This window comes from Microvirga sp. 2TAF3 (assembly GCF_052114965.1).
Taxonomy (GTDB): Bacteria; Pseudomonadota; Alphaproteobacteria; order Rhizobiales; family Beijerinckiaceae; genus Microvirga.
Map to the genome: position 1 here is coordinate 169,053 of NZ_JBFRFT010000004.1, position 16,788 is coordinate 185,840.

At 63.4% G+C, this 16,788-nt stretch carries 16 protein-coding genes and 1 riboswitch; of the genes, 11 read left to right on the plus strand and 5 right to left on the minus strand.

Annotated features, from left to right (window positions below; genetic code table 11):
- Positions 1-42: 42 nt before the first annotated feature.
- The 3 genes from AB4Y97_RS06305 to fabD all read right to left on the minus strand — a co-directional run bounded on the left by AB4Y97_RS06305 (position 43) and on the right by fabD (position 2,212).
- A complete protein-coding gene (locus tag AB4Y97_RS06305) occupies positions 43-279 on the minus strand; it encodes an acyl carrier protein (RefSeq protein ID WP_009764365.1) in 237 nt (78 codons plus the stop codon).
- Positions 280-514: 235 nt separating this feature from the next.
- The gene (gene fabG, locus AB4Y97_RS06310) at positions 515-1,252 is read right to left on the minus strand and encodes a 3-oxoacyl-[acyl-carrier-protein] reductase (protein WP_441998164.1); all 738 of its coding nucleotides are present in this window, start codon (positions 1,250-1,252) and stop codon (positions 515-517) included.
- A gap of 12 nt (positions 1,253-1,264) precedes the next feature.
- Positions 1,265-2,212, minus strand: a complete 948-nt coding sequence (gene fabD, locus AB4Y97_RS06315) for an ACP S-malonyltransferase (RefSeq protein ID WP_441998165.1) — start codon at positions 2,210-2,212, stop codon at positions 1,265-1,267.
- Between the two features lie 167 nt (positions 2,213-2,379).
- On the opposite strand from fabD, the gene rpoZ reads away from it, so the two are divergent.
- The 10 genes from rpoZ (at position 2,380) to AB4Y97_RS06365 (ending at position 12,943) form a co-directional block, all read left to right on the plus strand.
- Complete coding sequence (rpoZ, locus tag AB4Y97_RS06320; RefSeq protein ID WP_441998166.1) at positions 2,380-2,793, plus strand: DNA-directed RNA polymerase subunit omega; 414 nt, start codon at positions 2,380-2,382, stop codon at positions 2,791-2,793.
- Between the two features lie 161 nt (positions 2,794-2,954).
- On the plus strand, positions 2,955-5,147 hold the full coding sequence (locus AB4Y97_RS06325; protein ID WP_441998167.1) for a RelA/SpoT family protein: 2,193 nt from the start codon (positions 2,955-2,957) through the stop codon (positions 5,145-5,147).
- Positions 5,148-5,162: 15 nt separating this feature from the next.
- On the plus strand, positions 5,163-5,864 hold the full coding sequence (locus AB4Y97_RS06330; RefSeq protein WP_441998168.1) for a gamma-glutamyl-gamma-aminobutyrate hydrolase family protein: 702 nt from the start codon (positions 5,163-5,165) through the stop codon (positions 5,862-5,864).
- A 142-nt stretch (positions 5,865-6,006) separates the two neighbouring features.
- A riboswitch (TPP riboswitch) is annotated at positions 6,007-6,118 on the plus strand.
- The gene (locus AB4Y97_RS06335) at positions 6,109-6,720 is read left to right on the plus strand and encodes a YkoF family thiamine/hydroxymethylpyrimidine-binding protein (protein WP_441998169.1); all 612 of its coding nucleotides are present in this window, start codon (positions 6,109-6,111) and stop codon (positions 6,718-6,720) included. (Overlaps the previous riboswitch by 10 nt.)
- Positions 6,721-6,759: 39 nt before the next feature.
- Entirely contained in the window at positions 6,760-7,344 is a 585-nt protein-coding gene (locus tag AB4Y97_RS06340; RefSeq protein ID WP_441998170.1) for an ECF transporter S component, read from the plus strand.
- Positions 7,319-9,004 carry an ABC transporter ATP-binding protein gene (locus tag AB4Y97_RS06345; protein WP_441998171.1) on the plus strand — a complete coding sequence of 562 codons (1,686 nt, stop codon included), beginning with the start codon at positions 7,319-7,321 and terminating at the stop codon, positions 9,002-9,004. The genes AB4Y97_RS06340 and AB4Y97_RS06345 overlap by 26 nt, the downstream gene beginning before the upstream one ends.
- The gene (locus AB4Y97_RS06350) at positions 8,998-9,741 is read left to right on the plus strand and encodes an energy-coupling factor transporter transmembrane component T family protein (protein WP_441998172.1); all 744 of its coding nucleotides are present in this window, start codon (positions 8,998-9,000) and stop codon (positions 9,739-9,741) included. Before AB4Y97_RS06345 ends, AB4Y97_RS06350 begins: the two co-directional genes overlap by 7 nt.
- 152 nt (positions 9,742-9,893) lie before the next feature.
- Positions 9,894-11,222 carry a C4-dicarboxylate transporter DctA gene (gene dctA / locus AB4Y97_RS06355; RefSeq protein WP_441998173.1) on the plus strand — a complete coding sequence of 443 codons (1,329 nt, stop codon included), beginning with the start codon at positions 9,894-9,896 and terminating at the stop codon, positions 11,220-11,222.
- A 232-nt stretch (positions 11,223-11,454) separates the two neighbouring features.
- Positions 11,455-12,039 carry an orotate phosphoribosyltransferase gene (pyrE, locus tag AB4Y97_RS06360; protein ID WP_441998174.1) on the plus strand — a complete coding sequence of 195 codons (585 nt, stop codon included), beginning with the start codon at positions 11,455-11,457 and terminating at the stop codon, positions 12,037-12,039.
- 247 nt (positions 12,040-12,286) lie between these two features.
- Complete coding sequence (locus AB4Y97_RS06365; RefSeq protein ID WP_441998175.1) at positions 12,287-12,943, plus strand: LabA-like NYN domain-containing protein; 657 nt, start codon at positions 12,287-12,289, stop codon at positions 12,941-12,943.
- A 116-nt stretch (positions 12,944-13,059) separates the two neighbouring features.
- Here the strand turns inward: AB4Y97_RS06365 and smpB are convergent, their stop codons facing one another.
- Together smpB and dapA are read right to left on the minus strand one after the other, a co-directional pair.
- Positions 13,060-13,533: an SsrA-binding protein SmpB gene (gene smpB, locus AB4Y97_RS06370; RefSeq protein WP_441998176.1), complete on the minus strand. Its 474-nt coding sequence runs from the start codon at positions 13,531-13,533 to the stop codon at positions 13,060-13,062.
- Positions 13,534-13,538: 5 nt separating this feature from the next.
- Positions 13,539-14,423, minus strand: a complete 885-nt coding sequence (dapA, locus tag AB4Y97_RS06375) for a 4-hydroxy-tetrahydrodipicolinate synthase (protein ID WP_441998177.1) — start codon at positions 14,421-14,423, stop codon at positions 13,539-13,541.
- Between the two features lie 175 nt (positions 14,424-14,598).
- Here dapA and AB4Y97_RS06380 point away from each other — a divergent pair, with 175 nt between their 5' ends.
- Positions 14,599-16,698: a transglycosylase SLT domain-containing protein gene (locus AB4Y97_RS06380; protein ID WP_441998178.1), complete on the plus strand. Its 2,100-nt coding sequence runs from the start codon at positions 14,599-14,601 to the stop codon at positions 16,696-16,698.
- The last annotated feature ends 90 nt before the right edge of the window (positions 16,699-16,788 follow it).

Sequence of the window (16,788 nt, forward strand, 5' to 3'; positions counted from 1 at the left end):
AACTTGGGCGCCGAACGGAGTCGTCCGGCGCCCGACGGCTCTTTAGGCCGCATTCTTCTCAAGGAAGCGGATGGCGTCGCCGACCGTGACGATGGTCTCGGCCGCGTCGTCCGGGATCTCGACGTTGAACTCCTCCTCGAACGCCATGACGAGCTCGACGGTGTCAAGGCTGTCGGCGCCCAGGTCGTCGATGAAGTTGGCATTGTCGGTCACCTTATCGGCCTCGACGCCCAGGTGCTCGACAACGATCTTCTTCACGCGATCAGCGACGTCACTCATCGTTTTTTCCTCAGTGGCTGCCGCCTCAGGATTTGGGCGGATTAAAATTGAAACTCAGATCAGCTGCTCAGCTGGTAACGCTGAAACGGCCGCCTTGCGCCGTGCAAAGCCGCATTTTTCAGCGCCGGTCAACCCCTCCGACCCGAACGAGCCCATGATTAACACAAGCTTATCCTCTATGGCGAGGGGTTCGCAGATACTCCCAAATAGATTCCGGCTCCGCCTCTAAAGGCTTCTAGAACATAGCCATTCCGCCATTCACGTGAAGGGTGTGACCCGTCACGTAGCCGGCTTCGGACGACGCAAGATAAACGACGGACGACGCAATTTCATCACCCTGACCGAGCCGTGCCATGGGAATCGTGCCCAGGATCGCATCCTTCTGCTTATCGTTGAGCGCATCGGTCATGGGAGATTCGATAAAACCCGGCGCGACGCAGTTCACCGTGATATTGCGGCTCGCCACCTCGGCCGCAAGAGCCTTGGTCATGCCGATCAGGCCGGCCTTCGAAGCGGCATAGTTACCCTGTCCCGGATTGCCCGTGGAGCCCACGACCGAGCCGATATTGACGATGCGGCCGTAGCGGCGGCGCATCATGCCCTTCACGGCTGCGCGGGAAAGGCGGAAGGCGGCGGTGAGGTTGACGGCGATGACCGTGTCCCATTCCTCGTCCTTCATGCGCATGAAAAGGTTGTCGCGGGTCACGCCAGCGTTGTTGACCAGGATGTCGAGCCCTTCCATGGCGGTCTCTGCCGCCGGGACGAGCGCCTCGACCGAATCCTTGTCGGAGAGATTCGCCTCGACCACATGGACCCGGTCGCCGAGCGACGCGGCCAGCTCGTCGAGCGCGCTGCGGCGGGTGCCGGAAAGGGTCACGGTCGCGCCCCGCTCATGAAGAGCGCGGGCGATGGCGCCACCGATTCCGCCGGTGGCGCCGGTGACGAGAGCCTTGCGGCCGGAAAGATCGAACATGCCGGGGTCTCCTTACCCTTGCAGAGAAGCTTTGAAGGCCGCCACGTCTTCGGGCGTGCCGATGGCGGAGCCGGTGGCACCCGCCGCGATGCGTTTGACGAGTCCGGTCAGGACCTTGCCGGACCCGACCTCATAGAACGATTCAACCCCTTGAGACGCCATGTAAGCGACGCTCTCGCGCCAGCGCACGGTGCCCGTGACCTGCCGGACGAGGCCGTCGCGGATCGCCGCCGGGTCGGTGACGAGTCCCGCCGTCACATTCGCCACCAGCGGCACGGCGGGGGTATTGACCGTCACCTTGGCCAAAGCTTCGCGCATCGCCTCGGCGGCCGGAGCCATGAGCGCGCTGTGGAAGGGGGCGGAGACATTGAGCATCACCGCGCGCTTTGCGCCCTTGCCTTGCGCGATAACCACGGCCCGCTCCACCGCTGCCTTGTGGCCGGAGACCACGACCTGCGCGCCGCCATTGTCGTTGGCCGCGTCGCAAACCTCTCCCTGAGCCGCCTCGCGGGCGATCTCGAGGGCCGCGTCGTATTCGAGGCCCAGGAGGGCCGCCATCGCGCCCTGCCCCACCGGCACCGCGTTCTGCATGGCATTGCCGCGAATCCGCAGCAGGCGGGCCGTATCACCGATGGATAGGCTGCCGGCGGCGGCCAGGGCCGAATATTCGCCCAGCGAATGGCCCGCGACGAAGGCGGCATGCTTCTTCAGGTCCAGACCGGCCTCGGCCTCCAGGACCCGCATCGCGGCCAAGCTCACCGCCATCAGGGCCGGCTGGGTATTGGCGGTCAGCGTCAGGTCGTCCGCCGGGCCTTCCCACATCAGAGTGGAGAGCTTCTGCGAAAGCGCATCATCCACCTCGTCGAAAACCGCCTTGGCCTGCGGAAAAGCCTCCGCCAGGGCCTTGCCCATGCCGACCGACTGACTTCCCTGTCCCGGGAAGATGAACGCGCGCTTCATAGGGACCCGCCCTTTATTTGATAAAACTGGGCGGGACTCGCATCGTCAAAGGCGCAAGTCAAGCTTGGACAAGCGGTTTCGACACCGCCTATCCCCTTGTTTTCTTGAGCTAACCGGTGTAACGAGCCCGTTCCGATATTCCCCGAACCTCAAGAAGGAGCCTCTTCATGGCTCGTGTGACCGTCGAAGACTGCATCGACAAGGTCGACAACCGGTTTGAGCTCGTGCTGCTGGCCAGCCATCGCGCCCGCCTGATTTCCTCGGGTTCGCCGCTCACGATCGACCGCGACCGCGACAAAAACCCCGTCGTGGCTCTCCGCGAAATCGCGGACGAGACCATCGCTCCCGACGACCTGAAGGAGCAGCTCATCCACTCGATGCAGAAATACGTCGAGGTGGACGAGCCGGAGGCCGAGGCCGTTCCGCTTCTCGGCAACACCGCCGCTGCCGCAACGGCCGTCGCCCGTGGTGACAACGACACGGACGTGCAGTTCGACCGCATGAGCGAAGAAGACCTGCTCCGCGGCCTCGAAGGCCTCGTCCCCCCGAGCAGCAGCGCGGACGACGACGACCGCGAATAGGCTTCGCGGACAAGAAAATTTTTGAAAAGCCCGGCCCTGCGCCGGGCTTTTTTCATGATCGGTCTGTTTGGCGCCGACGGAAGCCTTGCGGTCTGCAACCCTTCCACAATATCCTTTTAACTTCAGCCAGCTACATCGAAAGAAAAGGAGATGGCCGCCTAATGATGCGCCAATATGAACTTGTCGAGCGGGTCAAGCGCTACAACCCCTCGGCCGATGAGGCGCTTCTCAACCGCGCTTACGTGTATGCCATGATGGCTCATGGCAACCAGAAGCGCGCATCCGGCGATCTGTTCTTCGGCCATCCCCTTGAAGTTGCCGCCATTCTGACGGATCTCAAGCTCGACGACGCCACTATCGCGGCGGCGGTTCTCCACGACACGGTCGAGGATACCCAGGCGACGCTGGAGGAGATCAACAAGACCTTCGGGCCCCAGATCGGAGCCCTTGTCGACGGGCTGACCAAGCTCAAGCGCCTCGACCTCGTATCGAAACAGGCGGCCCAAGGCGAGAATTTCCGCAAGCTGCTGCTCGCCATCGCCGATGACGTGCGGGTTCTCCTGGTCAAGCTCGCCGACCGCCTGCACAACATGCGCACCCTCCAGTTCATGCCGTCAGAGAAGCGCAAGCGCATTGCCGAGGAAACCCTCGACATCTATGCCCCGCTCGCCGGGCGCATGGGCATCCAGGAAATGCGCGAGGAGCTGGAGGATCTGGCCTTCCATAACCTCGATCCGGAAGCCCATGAGGCGATCAGCCGGCATCTGCGGGAGGTGACCGCCAAAGCCGAGAAGCTGGTCGATGAAATCGAGCGCGACCTTACCGCCAAGCTGAAGGCGCAGGGGATCGAGGCCACGGTGACGGGCCGGCAGAAGCGGCCCTACTCGATCTGGCGCAAGATGGAGCGCAAGTCGGTCTCCTTCGAGCAACTTTCCGACATTTTCGGCTTCCGGGTCATCGTCGGCAGCGTCGACGAGGCCTATCGGGCGCTCGGCGTCGTCCATACCAGCTGGCCCATGGTGCCGGGGCGCTACAAGGACTACATCTCGACCCCGAAGCAGAACGATTACCGCTCCATCCACACCACCGTGATCGGCCCGGGCCGCCAGCGCGTCGAGCTGCAGATCCGCACCAAGGAGATGGACGAGGTCGCGGAATACGGCATCGCCGCGCATGCCCTCTACAAGGAGGGCGTCAACGACAATTCCCGCCTCGCCACCGAGAGCCGCGCCTATCAATGGCTGCGCCGCACCGTCGACCTTCTGGCCGAGGGCGACACGCCGGAGGAGTTTCTCGAACATACGAAGCTCGAACTCTTCCACGATCAGGTGTTCTGCTTCACGCCGAAGGGCCGCCTCATCGCCCTTCCGCGCGGGGCGACGCCCATCGACTTCGCTTATGCGGTGCACACGGATGTCGGCAACACGGCGGTGGGCTGCAAGATCAACGGCCGGATGTCTCCGCTTCTGACCGAACTCCAGAACGGCGACGAGGTGGAGATCGTCCGCGCCGAGGGCCAGACGCCGCCCGCCGCATGGGAAACGCTGGTGGTGACGGGCAAGGCCCGCGCCTCCATCCGACGCGCGACCCGCGCCGCCGTGCGCCAGCAATATATGGGGCTCGGCCGGCAGATCCTGGAGCGGGCCTTCGAGCGTGCCCGCCGCATATTCTCCGACGAGAAGCTGAAAGGTGCCCTGCCCCGTCTGGCGCGGGCCTCCATCGAGGATGTCTTGGCCGCCGTCGGCCGGGGCGAGATGTTCTCGGGCGATGTGGTGCGGGCCGTTTATCCCGACTACAAGGAAGAGCGGCGCGCGGGCACCGGAGATGGCGCGGCCGCCGCACAACCAGGGAAAAAGCCCGATGGCCCGCCGCCGGAGAAAGGCTCCGGAGACCAGGGACCCGGCGCGATCCCGATCCGCGGTCTCAATGCCGACATGCCGGTGCGCTTCGCGCCGGAAGGCGGCGCGGTGCCCGGAGACCGGATCGTCGGCATTCTGACGCCCGGAGAAGGGGTGACAATCTACCCGATCCAGTCGCCCTCCCTTGCCGCCTTTGACAACGAACCCGATCGCTGGATCGACGTGCGCTGGGACGTGGAGCCGGACGATCCGCAGCGCTTCCCCGCGCGCATCAAGCTGCAATCGATCAACGAGCCAGGCTCCCTGGCGCAGATCACGCAGGTCATCGCCGACCATGACGGCAATATCGACAACGTGGCGATGAAGCGACGGACCCAGGACTTCACGGATATCACCATCGATCTCGCCGTCTGGGATCTGAAACATCTCAACGCCATCATCGCGGAGCTGCGCGCCAAGCGCGTGGTCAGCCGCGTCGACCGGGTCAACGGATAGGACATCAGGATCATCATGAAGACGAAGCCTCGCATCGCCATCATCCTCGGCGAGAACACCAGCGCGGGCGGTGCCCGCTACGACATGTCGAAGGCGTATTTCAACGCCATCCGGCGGGCCGGCGGCCTGCCCTTCGGCATTCCTTATATGGAGGATCTGGTGGCCCCGGTCGCGGACGAGTTCGATGGGTTCGTCAGCGTCGGCGGCCGGATCAACTTTCCCGAAGACTGGTACGTGGACGGCGACTGCTCGAAATTCCCCCTCTCCGACCGGCTTGCCGTCGACCGCGCGCTGATGAAGGGCTTTCTCGAGCGGGACAAGCCTGTCCTCGGCATCTGCAACGGCATGCAGATGCTCGCCTGCCTCCATGGCTGCCGCATGGTGTCCGACATCCGGTCCTACCGGCCCGACATTCTCCATCACGACCAGGACGATGCCCTGCATCCGGCGGATATCGCACCCGGCACGGCCCTGTCGCGGATCATGGGCGTCGCGCGTTTCGACGTGAATACCTTCCACCGGGAAGCCGTGGTCGAACTCTCCGACAAGGTCGTCGCCAGCGCCCATGCACCCGACGGCGTCGTGGAGGCCATCGAGGTCCCCGCCTACCGTTTCGCCATCGGCCTGCAATGGCACCCGGAAGCCATGGCCTCGACCGACCATCCGGGACACCGGGTTTTCGAGGCGTTCGTGGAAGAGGCGGGCAGAAATCCCTGACGGAGTTGCTGGCTCGATTCCACCTCGGGTGAGCGGGCCGCTTCCCGCTCTCGTCCCATCGGCTCTGAGGACAACGCGTCACAGGTGGCGAAGGCATGTCGATCGCGATTGCACTTACCCAACGAAAGGTGATAAGCGTTCCTCAATTCGACAGGGGTGCTCCGTAAGGCCGGGGCTGAGATGGTGGCGCGAAGCTGCCGGACCCTCAAGCTGATCTGGGTAATACCAGCGGAGCGAGGCGACCATGTTTTCCGGCGCACAGATTTCCCTTTATCCGATGACGGACGATTTCGTCCGCGTCATCCTCGATGCCATCGGCGCACTCGAGCCTTACCGGCCCGCATTCCGGATCGAGACCGACGATATTTCCACCCTCCTCGTCGGGCCGCCGGACCAGCTCTTTCCCGCCATGCGCGATCTCTTCGTGGCGGCGGCTGGCAGCGGAACGCATTGCGTCCTCGCAGCCACCGTCTCGCGCGGCTGTCCGGGCGAGCCCGACGATCCGATCTGCACACCCGCCAATGCGGCCGGCCATGGCAAATCCCTCGAAGAGCGGATCGCCGATGCAGTCGCACATGTGGCGACAGCTCCCAAGACCGGCCGGATCGTCGCCGCGCAATTCTCGCTCTATCCCCTCGGCGACGGCCACCACATGGACGAGATCTACGGCTGCATCGATTTCCTGAAGCAGTCCGGCGTCTTCGACAGATCGAAGAATTTCTGCACCAAGCTGCGCGGGGATGCGGGCCAGGTCTTCGCGACGCTGAGCGAGGCCTTTCTGCGCTTCGGCGCGCCGGCAGGCCACGTCGCGCTCGACATGAAGGTCTCGGCCAACAGCCCGACCGCCGCCGCGTAAGCCTACTCGTCATTCGCCTATAAAACCTGGAGGAATCGCATGTCTTTCCATCAAGGCTGGACTCTGAAGGAAACCCTCATCGTCACCGTGCTCGGCGCGGTTTTCGCCGTGCTGTATCTGGCCTGGGTGCAGGTCTGGCTGATCGCGCAGGCGGTCTTCGGCTCGCTCACCATGGATGTGGTGATGGGCTTCTGGTTCGTCGCCTCCATCGTGGCGGCGGCGATCGTCCGCAAGCCGGGCGTCGCGTTTGCGTCCGAGGTTCTGGCCGCGGCCGTGGAGATCCTGCTCGGCAGCCCAGGCGGGTTGCTGCTGTTGCTGTCCGGCGCGATTCAGGGCGCAGGCGCGGAAGCCGTCTTCGCCGCAACCCGTTGGCGGAACTATTCCCTGCCGGTCCTGATGGCGGCCGGCGTCGGCGCGGCTGTCTTCTCGTTCGCCTATACCTGGATCCGCTTCGATTACGGTTCGTTGCAGCCGACCGTGCTCATCGCCATGTTCGTTCTGCGCTGCCTGAGCGGCGCCGTGCTGGGCGGCTGGCTCGGCCATGTAATCGTGGAAGCGCTCTACAAAACCGGCGCCCTCGCGGGCCTCGCGATCGATCATGACAAGCGATCCGCCATTGCCTGAGACCTCATCCGCCGCGGAATGGCGCGGCGTCCGGGTCCAATATCCGTTCGCGAAGCGCGAGGCGGTGGGGCCGGTCGATCTCGAGATCCGCCGAGGAGAGAGGGTTCTCCTCCTCGGACCATCGGGCTCCGGCAAATCCACACTCCTGCTGACCCTGACGGGATTGATTCCGCAGAGCATCCCCGCCGAGGTCGACGGGCGGATCGGCATTTTCGGAATCGATGCGCAGGCGCGAAAACCATGGGCGTGGGCCGCGCATGTGGCGCAATATTTCCAGGATGCGGACCAGACCCTCTGCGGCATGCGCGTCGAGGATGAGATCGCTTTCGCTCTCGAAAACCGCGCGCTGCCGCCGGAGGCCATCGAGGAAGCCGTCACGCGAGCCATGCAACGCGTCGGCTTGCCGGACAGCTGGCGCAAGCGGCGTTCGTTGACGCTTTCGGGTGGCGAGCGCCAGCTCGCGGCTCTCGCGGCGACACTCGTGCAGGATGCGCCGCTTTTCGTCGCCGACGAACCGACGGCGCATCTGGCGCCGGAAGCGGCAAGCCGCCTTCATGCGCTACTGACGAAGACCGACCCGGATCACTGCATCCTGATCGTCGACCACAGGCTCGACGGGTTGATCCATGCGATCGACCGCATGGTTGTTTTAAGCAGGGACGGCACGATCATCGCGGAGGGACATCCGCGTGCGGTCTTTCGCGAGAAACGCGAATTGCTCGCATCCCTCGGCATCTGGTGTCCCGCATCGAGCGCACTCGATGCAGCATTGGCGGAAGCGGGCGTCGCGCCACCCATCGCCCCTCTCTCCGTGTCGGAAGCTCTCGGGCATCTCGATCCTGCCTCGGCTTCGCACGAAGAGATCGAGAGAGCCCGGCCCGCCGTCGCGGCGTTCATCGCGGCACGGTCGGCCCGGCCTGTACCGGTCGAGAATGCGCGCGTTGTGGCGCGCCTCACAGGCGCCGATTGCGCGCCATTCCTGGGCCCCACGGTTTTACACAACATCGATCTTGCCATCCATGAAGGGGAAATCCTCGGCATCCTGGGCGCGAACGGCGCGGGCAAGTCGACGCTCGGTGCCTGCCTTGCGGGCGTTCTGACACTGAAAGGCGGTAAGAGAAGCGGCGCGCCCGGCGGCCTCGCCTTCCAGCGTCCCGAGAACCAGTTCGTCGCGGGCACGGTCCGCGAGGAAATGCTCACCGCCCTGCCGAAACGAATGACTGACGACGAGAAGCTCCGCCGCGTGGCGGACACCCTGGCGACATGGGGACTGACGAGCTTCGAGGATCGTCACCCGTTCGAACTCTCGCAGGGCCAGAAGCGGCGGCTGGCCCTGGCGACGCTCACGATCGGCGAAAACTGGCCGCTGCTCGTTCTGGACGAGCCGATGGCGGGGCTCGATGCTCATGGCGCGTCCACCCTGGCGGCGGAAATCTCGGCGCTGCGCCGGAAGGGCCGCGCCATCGCCATCATCTCCCATGACATGGACCTCGCCCTGCAGCTCTGCACCCGCTGCATCGTCGTCGGCGAGGGACGTCTCCTGGCCGATGGACCAACGGAAACGCTCCTGAGCGATCCTCAACTCCTCAAGCGGGCAGGATTGGCGGAGCCGTCCTGCGCTCCGGCGCGGAGATGGTTGCAGCAGGTGGCGGGATGCTGAAGACGCTCAACCCGATCACCAAGCTTATCGTCTGCATCGTCTGGCTTGCAGCGGCGGTGCTGGTCTTCGATGCGCGTTTCCAGGTCGCCTGCATCCTGATCCCGGCGCTCGCGCTCATCGTCTTCAACCGCACCCCTCCACTGCTCCTTCTCGCTCTCATGGTGCCGTTCGCCCTGTTCGGCTTCGGCTTTCTCACGACCTCCCTGCTTTTTCGCCGGGAGAGCGATTTCGCTCTACGCATGGCGGGAGAATCCCTGTTCGCCACGCCTGCCTTTTCGGCCGGCATCACGTTGTTCCTGCGCGCTATCGCCTGCGGCATGATCTCCATCTTCTTCGCGCTCACGACCGATCCTGGCGCGGCGATCCGGGCCTTCATGGTCTATGGCAAGCTGCCGGCGCGGATCGGCTACTCGCTCTTTGCAGCGATGCAGCTCGTGCCCGATCTTGCATCGGAAGCGCAACAGATGCGTCTTGCCCGCGCCATGAAATCAGGCCGACCGCCACGACGGATTCCCAGCCCCGTCGGGCTGTTCGGCCTCGTGATCCCCCTGCTCGCCTTTGCGATCCGCCGAGCGGGGCGCACGGCCATCGCCATGGAGGCGCGCGGCCTTTCCCCCGACGCGCCGCGCACCGTCCTGAACGTGCCGGGATTTGGCCACGGCGACCTCGTGTTCGTTCTCATCGCCATCGGCATGATCGCAATCTGCGGCCTTGCTGTCGGCATGACCCGGATGTGAAGAACGGAAACTTGGGCTGACGGCCGCTTTTAAATCCCTTGACCAGCCGGAATCGTAGTAAGATCCGGCAGGATTTCCCTCGGCGGGCCTGAGAAAATTCCTGTCCGAGGGCAAGCTTGAACTGCCTTGACGGTACAGGCGAGGAGAGCGCTATGACCAGCGCTACGATGAACGGCATCGATGTCGTCCGCCCCCGGAAGCCCTGGTACAGGCTGCTCTATGTCCAGGTTCTCATCGCCATCGTGATCGGCGCCATCATCGGGTGGCTCTTCCCGGATTTCGCCAGGAACGACTGGATCAAGGCTCTCGGCGACGGCTTCATCAAGCTGATCCGGATGGTGATCGCCCCCATCATCTTCTGCACGGTGGTCTCCGGCATCGCCCATATCCAGGACGCCAGGAAGGTCGGGCGCGTCGGGGTCAAGGCGCTGGTCTATTTCGAAGTCGTTTCGACTTTCGCGTTGATCATCGGCCTCCTTATCGGCAACCTGGTGAAGCCCGGCGCAGGGCTCGCCGCCAAGCCGGACCCGGCCGCCGTCGCAGGCTATCTCAAGCAGGCGAGCGAGCAAAAGCCGGTCGATTTCATCCTGCACATCATCCCGGACAGCGTCGTAGGCGCTTTCGCGCAGGGCGACATCCTTCAGGTGCTTCTGTTCGCCATCCTGTTCGGCTTCGCGGTGCTTGCCCTCGGCAAGCGCGCCGGCGCACTCCCTGGGCTCATCGACGAGACGGCCCACGCCATGTTCGGTGTCATCGCCATCGTCATGAAAGCCGCCCCGCTCGGCGCCTTTGGCGCCATGGCCTACACGATCGGACGTTTCGGGCCGCAGGCGCTCGGCAACCTGCTCGGCCTGATCGCGACCTTCTATTTCACGGCAGCCTTATTCGTCGTCGTGGTCCTCGGGCTCATCGCGCGGATCGTCGGGTTCAGCATCTTCAAATTCCTCGCCTACATCAAGGACGAGCTCCTGATTGTCCTCGGCACGAGTTCGTCCGAGAGCGCCCTGCCGCAGCTGATGGAAAAACTCGAACGGCTCGGGTGTTCGAAGTCGGTGGTCGGCCTCGTCGTACCAACGGGCTATTCCTTCAACCTCGACGGCACGAACATCTACATGACCCTGGCCACCCTGTTCATCGCGCAGGCCCTGGGCTTCGATCTGACGCTCAAACAGCAGATCGTCATTCTCCTGGTCGCCCTGCTCACTTCGAAGGGGGCGAGCGGCGTCACGGGAGCGGGTTTCATCACGCTCGCCGCGACGCTGGCGGTGGTCAGCCCGACGCTCGTGCCCGGCATGGCCATCGTGCTCGGCATCGACAAGTTCATGAGCGAGGTCCGCGCCCTGACCAACATCATCGGCAACGGCGTCGCCACCATCGTCGTATCGGCGTGGGAGGGCGAGCTCGACCGCGATAAGCTCAACGCGGGCCTCGGTCGGCAGATCGATACCTCCGATATCGAAACGGCCATCACCACGGACTGAGAAGCCCCGGAGGCCGCGCAACGATACGGCGCTTCGCCTCGCTATGGAGCTTTAAGTCTGCTGCTGGCGCATCGTGCGGAAAAGTGGCCCCGGTTTTCCGCGTGGACGATGCGCCGCTTATAGGGTTGAGCATCGGACCCAAAAGTGGACTCCGCTTTTGGGTCCGATGCTCTAGCCCCTTGCCTCCCGCCATCGCGCCTGCCAAACAGCGCCCGTGCAGGAGAAACAGCCCATGACCCCCAACGACGTTCTCGACGAATTCCGCTCCGCAGGCGCTCTGCTGGAGGGGCATTTCATCCTCTCGTCGGGACTGCACAGCCCGGTCTTCCTGCAGAAAATGTTCGTGTTCCAGGATCCGGCCCGCACCGAACGGGTCTGCCGGGCCCTCGCGGAGAAGATCACGAAGGTCTATGGGCCGGTCGATTACGTCGTCTCACCTGCCGTCGGCGGCATCGTGCCCGGTTACGAGACGGCCCGGCACCTGGGCTGCAAGGCGATCTTCGTCGAGCGCGAGAACGGGGCTTTCGTCCTGCGGCGGGGCTTCACGATCCCGGAAGGGGCTCGCGTCGTGATGGTGGAGGATATCGTGACGACGGGACTCTCCTCCCGCGAATGCCTGGCCGCCTTGCGCGAGCATCCGGGCAATGTCCTCGGCGCCGCCTGCCTGATCGACCGTTCCGGCGGCAAGGCCGATCTGGGTGCTCCCTTGGTTTCCTTGGTCCAGCTCGACATTCCGGCCTACCCGGCCGATCAGCTGCCGCCTGACCTTGCAGCGATTCCCGCCACCAAGCCCGGAAGTCGTAATCTTACAACATAAAGAATTGATGATTCCGTTGTTCGGAATTAAGGCTTTTTTAAAGCATTAACTTGACACGAAGAAGCCACAACGCTTTACTATGCTTGATTAAGTTTTTTTACTCGTCTGATGGGTTTTTAGAACAGCCTGTTTCCAGGCACGTCGCAAATAAGTCGCGTAATTGTATTTCGAGCGCGAATAATTTTGATGTCGCTTTGTTGAACAAGTTGTTTTCAGAGGCCCAGCCGGATCAAGCAAGAGAATAGTGATGGCAGGCCAGCAACGGATCGCGCTCTTCATTGATGGAGCCAATCTTTACGCTACGACGAAAACACTTGGCTTCGATATTGATTATAAGCGTTTGCTCAAAGAGTTTCAGAGCCGAGGCACTCTTGTCCGGGCTTTTTATTATACGGCCCTCGTGGAAGACCAAGAATATTCTTCCATTCGCCCGCTGATCGACTGGCTCGATTACAACGGCTACCGCGTCGTCACGAAGCCGACCAAGGAATTCGTCGATTCCGCAGGGCGCCGCAAGGTGAAGGGCAACATGGATATCGAGCTCGCCATCGATGCGCTCGAACTTGCTCCCTACATCGATCACATGGTCCTTTTCTCGGGTGACGGCGATTTCCGCTCGCTCGTGGAGGCCATGCAGCGCCGGGGCGTGCGGGTGTCCGTCGCCTCGACCGTCACCACGCAGCCTCCCATGGTTGCGGACGAGCTTCGCCGCCAGGCGGACGAATTTCTGGATCTCGCCCAGCTCTCCTCGAAGATCGGCCGCGATCCGTCCGAACGCCCGCAGCGCGCGCCGGGCGAGAACGGCGACCGTCCCGACCGGTCGCCGCGCAACCAGCCGCCGCAGAACGGCGGGCTGGAGCGCCGCTACGGGATCCGCCAACAGGATGAAGATTTCGAGATTTGATGCCTTGCGCAGGATGATCCTGCCGCCATAGCCAAAGAAAAGGGCCGGACGCTTTGAAACGTCTGGCCTTTTTCATGCCGGTTCCGTCGTTTGCAACTGGCTTGCGAAGGAAAGGCTCAGCCCTTATCGCGCATGAGGCGCGCCTTCTCGCGGTTCCAGGTGCGCTCCTTCTCCGTCTCGCGCTTGTCGTGCAGCTTCTTGCCGCGTCCGAGGCCGAGTTCCACCTTCGCCCGCCCGCGCTCGTTGAAATAGACCTTCAGCGGAATCACTGTGAAGCCTTCGCGCTGGGTTGCGCCTAGGAGCTTGTTGATCTGCCGCTTGTGCAGAAGCAGCCGCCGGGGCCGCCGGGTCTCGTGATTGAAACGGTTCGCCTGCAGGTATTCCGGGATATAGGCGTTGAAGAGGAAGAACTCCTCCCCGGAGGGGCCCGCATAGGCCTCCCCGATGGTCGCCTTGCCCTGACGCAGGGATTTCACTTCCGTTCCGGTCAGCGCGATTCCGGCCTCGTAGGTATCGAGGATCTCGTAGTTGAAACGCGCCTTCCGGTTATCGGCGACGACGCGATGAGCGTTTTTCGGATCGTTTTTCATCTGCTTCAAGCGTTGATGAGACCCGCATGCACCATGGCCGAGCGGACTTTCGCCTTCGTGGCGTCCGAGACCGGGAGCATGGGCAGGCGCACGGTGTCGTCCATGAGACCGAGCACGGAGGCGGCATATTTCACGGGCGAAGGGTTGGTTTCGATGAACAGGGACTCGTGCAGAGGCAAGAGGCGGTCCTGGACCTTGAGAGCGGTTGCGTAATCGCCTTTCAGGCAAGCCTCCTGCATTTCCGCGCAGAGCCTCGGCGCCACATTGGCGGTGACGGAGATGCAGCCATGACCGCCATGGGCATTGAAGCCCAAAGCCGTGGCATCCTCGCCCGAGAGCTGGATGAAATCCGTCCCCATGGCCTGACGCTGAAGGCTGGCGCGGGCCATATTGGCGGTCGCATCCTTTACGCCGACGATGTTCTTGAGCTCATAGAGCCGCGCCATGGTATCGACCGACATGTCGATCACGGATCGGCCCGGGATATTGTAGATGAAGATCGGAATGCCGATGGCGTCGTTGATCGCCTTGAAGTGCTGGTAGAGCCCTTCCTGGGTCGGCTTGTTGTAATAGGGCGTCACGATCAGCACCGCATCCGCGCCGACCTTTTCCGCATGCTGGGAGAACCCGATCGCCTCGGCCGTGCTGTTGGATCCGGCGCCGGCGATGACGGGCACCCTGCCCTTCACCTCCTCGACGCAGATCTCGATGACCCGGTCGTGCTCCTTGTGGCTGAGCGTCGGGCTTTCGCCCGTCGTGCCGACGGGAACGAGGCCGTGGGTTCCGTTCTCGATCTGCCAGTTGATATGGCCCCGGAACGCCGCCTCATCCACGGCTCCGTCCTTGAACGGGGTCACGAGAGCCGTGATGGAGCCTTTGAATTGCTTCATGTTCATCCTCGAAAAAAGCAGCGTCCGGTCGGTAAATCCATGCCAGAGGCATAACACATAAGGGCTGCGGCGCATCGGCGCAAACCGCGTGCTCGGATGTTGTCCTATCCCGCCACATGGTGTTTCCTCAAGTATGCCATCGCTAAAACAGGGCATCCGGCGGCAAGGGGACCACATGAGCCTCAGAATCCATCTCCCATTGCGTCTTCTGGCATCCGTCGCCCTTGTCCAGTTCTCGTTCCTGGCTGCCGCTGCGGCGAGTGGGGCCGAACAGAGCCACCCCGCCATCGCTGCCGGCGCACCCGCGCAGCCTTTGCCCGATGTCGAAACGACGGGCTCCGTCGATGGCTACGGCTATGTCCCCCCCATTCCTCCCCTGCGGGACCGGGACTACCTGCCCTTGATCTTCAAGGCCTATCGCAACGGTGACTGGGCCGAGGCCGTCATCCTGGAATCGAAGCTTGCCCAGCCCGCGGCCTCGGCCCTGGCGGAATGGTTCGCCCTTCGCGGCGGCATTCCCATGGGCTTCGACAGGATCATGGCCTTTCGGCGGAACTACCCGGACTGGCCGCAGACGACCCAGGCCCGGCGGCGCCTCGAGGAGGCCCTGGTTGCCGAGCGCAGGCCGGCGGCCGAAGTCCGTGCCTTCTTCGCCCGCCAGAAGCCCCTGTCCGGCTCCGGGCGGATCGCACTCGCCTTCGCCTACAAGACCGACGGCCTTGACGAAGAGGCCAATGCCCTGATCCGGCACGTGTGGCGCGAGGATTCCTTCGGCCCGGAGCTGGAAGGCCGCATCCTCGGCCGCTTTCCCGATACGCTGAGCCAGACCGACCATCGCTTTCGCATGGAACGGCTGCTTTTCAAGGAGAACTGGGGCGCAGCGTTCAAGGCAGCAGGCTATGCGGGCAAGGATTACGAGACGCTCGTCAAGGCGCGGATGGGCCTCTACCAGGGAAAGCGCAAGGCGGAAAAGGCCTTCGCGGCAGTGCCGGCGTCCTTGCGGAAGGATTCGTCCTTTCTCTTCTCCCGCGCCCTTTATCTGCGCCGAAGCAACAACCTCACTGAAGCCGCCCAGGTCATGGCGCAGGCGCCGCGCAATCCCGAACTGCTCGTAGACGGGGACGAATGGTGGTCCGAGCGCCGGTTGATCGCCCGCGGCCTCCTCGACAAGGGCGAAGCGAAGACGGCCTATGAAGTCGCGAGCCAGGCGACCCCGGCATCGCCCGCCCAGAAGATCGAAGCCGCCTTCCATGCGGGCTGGATCGCCCTGCGATTCCTGAAGGATGCGGAGAAGGCAGCTAGCCATTTCGCATCGGCGGACCAGGCCGCCTCGACCCCGATCTCAGTCGCCCGCGTAGCCTATTGGCAGGCACGCGCGGCAGAGGCTGCGGGATCCTTCAAGGATGCGCAGGTCTATTATGAGCGCGCGGCCGACAAACCGACGACCTATTATGGGCAGCTCGCCAAGTCCAAGCTCGGTCAGCCGGTAGCGCTGCGAACGGTTGAGCCCCTGTCGCCGGAGGAACGCAGGGCCTTCGAGAGGCTGATCCCCATTCAGGCCCTGACCCTGCTGCAACAACTCGACGAGCCCGATGTCACGCTCAATCTCTATACCGAGCTCGCGCAGTTTCTGGACGATCCGGGACATCTGGATGCCTTGGCCTCTCTGGCGGCCGAGCACAAGAATCCCCGTGCCGTCCTGATCGTCGGAAAGCTGGCTTCGCAGCGGGGCTTTCCTCTCGACATGCATGCCTACCCCCTCGCCGCCGTTCCGGATTTCGAACCTGTCGGCGAGGATGTGGAGCCAGCCATGGTCTATGCTATCGCCCGCCAGGAAAGTGCCTTCAATCCTAGCGCCGTTTCATCCGCCGGAGCCCGGGGCCTGATGCAGCTGATGCCGGCCACCGCCAAGCAAACCGCCCAGCGTTTCGGCCTCGGCTTCGACATCAATCGGCTGACCGCCGATCCCGCCTATAACGCCAAGCTCGGTTCGGCCCATCTTGGGGAGTTGATGGATGCGTGGAAAGGCTCCCACATCCTCGCTTTCGCCTCCTACAATGCAGGCGGCGGCAACGTGAAGAAATGGATCAGCGCCTATGGCGACCCCCGCGATCCAGGGGTGGATGCCATCGACTGGGTCGAGCGCATTCCGTTCTCCGAGACCCGGAACTATGTGCAGAGGGTGCTGGAAAACCTGAACGTTTACCGTCAGCGGCTTCAGAAGCCTGGAACGCCCGCAGGCGTCACGGCAGGCGCGGCACGGCAGGAATACTAAAACGATATGGCAGCCCGAGAACGTCTTCTCACAAGGATGCCCCGGTTTTGCGAGAAATCACGAATATTTAAGGCTTTCCACTGCGTCCTC

What these genes read in the sequence shown, in the direction of transcription:
- pyrE (WP_441998174.1), top strand. Translation starts at nt 11,455, where the DNA reads ATGACCCCCAACGACGTTCTCGACGAATTCCGCTCCGCAGGCGCTCTG.
- AB4Y97_RS06365 (WP_441998175.1), top strand. Translation starts at nt 12,287, where the DNA reads ATGGCAGGCCAGCAACGGATCGCGCTCTTCATTGATGGAGCCAATCTT.
- dctA (WP_441998173.1), top strand. Translation starts at nt 9,894, where the DNA reads ATGACCAGCGCTACGATGAACGGCATCGATGTCGTCCGCCCCCGGAAG.
- fabD (WP_441998165.1), bottom strand. Translation starts at nt 2,212, where the DNA reads ATGAAGCGCGCGTTCATCTTCCCGGGACAGGGAAGTCAGTCGGTCGGC.
- AB4Y97_RS06350 (WP_441998172.1), top strand. Translation starts at nt 8,998, where the DNA reads ATGCTGAAGACGCTCAACCCGATCACCAAGCTTATCGTCTGCATCGTC.
- smpB (WP_441998176.1), bottom strand. Translation starts at nt 13,533, where the DNA reads ATGAAAAACGATCCGAAAAACGCTCATCGCGTCGTCGCCGATAACCGG.
- AB4Y97_RS06305 (WP_009764365.1), bottom strand. Translation starts at nt 279, where the DNA reads ATGAGTGACGTCGCTGATCGCGTGAAGAAGATCGTTGTCGAGCACCTG.
- dapA (WP_441998177.1), bottom strand. Translation starts at nt 14,423, where the DNA reads ATGAAGCAATTCAAAGGCTCCATCACGGCTCTCGTGACCCCGTTCAAG.
- AB4Y97_RS06380 (WP_441998178.1), top strand. Translation starts at nt 14,599, where the DNA reads ATGAGCCTCAGAATCCATCTCCCATTGCGTCTTCTGGCATCCGTCGCC.
- AB4Y97_RS06330 (WP_441998168.1), top strand. Translation starts at nt 5,163, where the DNA reads ATGAAGACGAAGCCTCGCATCGCCATCATCCTCGGCGAGAACACCAGC.
- AB4Y97_RS06335 (WP_441998169.1), top strand. Translation starts at nt 6,109, where the DNA reads ATGTTTTCCGGCGCACAGATTTCCCTTTATCCGATGACGGACGATTTC.
- AB4Y97_RS06345 (WP_441998171.1), top strand. Translation starts at nt 7,319, where the DNA reads ATGACAAGCGATCCGCCATTGCCTGAGACCTCATCCGCCGCGGAATGG.
- AB4Y97_RS06325 (WP_441998167.1), top strand. Translation starts at nt 2,955, where the DNA reads ATGATGCGCCAATATGAACTTGTCGAGCGGGTCAAGCGCTACAACCCC.
- AB4Y97_RS06340 (WP_441998170.1), top strand. Translation starts at nt 6,760, where the DNA reads ATGTCTTTCCATCAAGGCTGGACTCTGAAGGAAACCCTCATCGTCACC.
- rpoZ (WP_441998166.1), top strand. Translation starts at nt 2,380, where the DNA reads ATGGCTCGTGTGACCGTCGAAGACTGCATCGACAAGGTCGACAACCGG.
- fabG (WP_441998164.1), bottom strand. Translation starts at nt 1,252, where the DNA reads ATGTTCGATCTTTCCGGCCGCAAGGCTCTCGTCACCGGCGCCACCGGC.